This window comes from Catenovulum agarivorans DS-2 (assembly GCF_000568405.1).
Lineage (GTDB): Bacteria > Pseudomonadota > Gammaproteobacteria > Enterobacterales > Alteromonadaceae > Catenovulum > Catenovulum agarivorans_A.
The window spans coordinates 1-1026 of record NZ_ARZY01000097.1 but is presented as its reverse complement, the minus strand read 5'-3'; the positions used below and the strand labels follow the sequence as shown (position 1 = coordinate 1026).

2 protein-coding genes are annotated in these 1026 nt (G+C 39.3%); both read right to left on the bottom strand.

Features of this window, described 5'->3' with window-relative positions; all coding sequences use genetic code 11:
- Nucleotides 1–259 precede the first annotated feature (259 nt).
- Entirely contained in the window at nt 260–562 is a 303-nt protein-coding gene (locus DS2_RS19355; protein WP_035016733.1) for a helix-turn-helix domain-containing protein, read from the bottom strand.
- On the bottom strand, nt 559–927 hold the full coding sequence (locus tag DS2_RS19350) for a type II toxin-antitoxin system RelE/ParE family toxin (RefSeq protein WP_235188649.1): 369 nt from the start codon (nt 925–927) through the stop codon (nt 559–561). The genes DS2_RS19355 and DS2_RS19350 overlap by 4 nt, the downstream gene beginning before the upstream one ends.
- Between the last annotated feature and the right edge of the window lie 99 nt (nt 928–1026).

Below are 1026 nucleotides of genomic sequence, written 5' to 3'. Positions count from 1 at the left end.
GCTTCGCACTGTTTGTTCGATTATTTATGGTCTCACCACGGGAAAAGCTTCGATAATCCTTAATCTCCGCACAACACGCAAGACTCGATACTGGTGGTTGGCTAGACCTTTCCAGACAAGGACTTTTACCTTGTAAGATGCGCCAAGCTTTGCTTGTCGCACTAACGCCTTAATATCTGGTTCATAAGCTTGGCTATATTGCCGTAGAATGAGGCGAACCAGCTTTTTAAACCCAGTTGATTTACTTGTGTGCTTTTGATTACGCAATTGCCTCAAGGCCTTTTTTTTCGGCTAGAGATAGCATTTTCAATGCTGCACCTCTAGGTTTGCTCTCGCCTTGTTCCCACTTTTTGACTAATTTATCACTAACATTAAAATAGCGAGCGAATACTGGCTGAGACAGGTTATTTTTTTGTCGAAGGGTGCGCACTTGCTCAGGTGTAAACTCATGGACGGTTGTTAAACACAGAGCATCAAACTTTCGCATCGTAGTTTTGTTAATGGTACCTGACTTTTGCAAACCTTTTGCTGTCTTGTGTACTGCTTTTAAAATGTCACTCATAATTCACCTATCTTAATGAGCTCGCCATCTTCAATTATTTGGTTAAGCTCATCCTGACTAAATGCTAAAAACTCTTTTGCCAACTCTTTTAGTGCTAATTTCTCTTTTGAGTTGATATTAGCCTTATCACTTTTAGCAAACGCATATAGGAAAAAATACTTATCCCCTATAACTGCACCGACAATAGTACGGAATCCTCCACTTTTTCCTTTATTACCTGATGCAATACGCTTTTTGTAAACATTACCACCTAAATCGGCATCAAAAAGCCCGTTGCTCATTTCCTTACAGGCATTAATAAGATCGCTGTCTGCTAAAGCTTCTTTTTTCGTTAAAGAAGCAAAAACTTTGGTCTTATAGATCAAAGTATACTCCATTGGGGTATATTTTCAATATGAGAGAAGATTGACATAAATGACAATAAAAAGAAAGCGTCATGGTAGAACGACCCATTACTGAGCCGC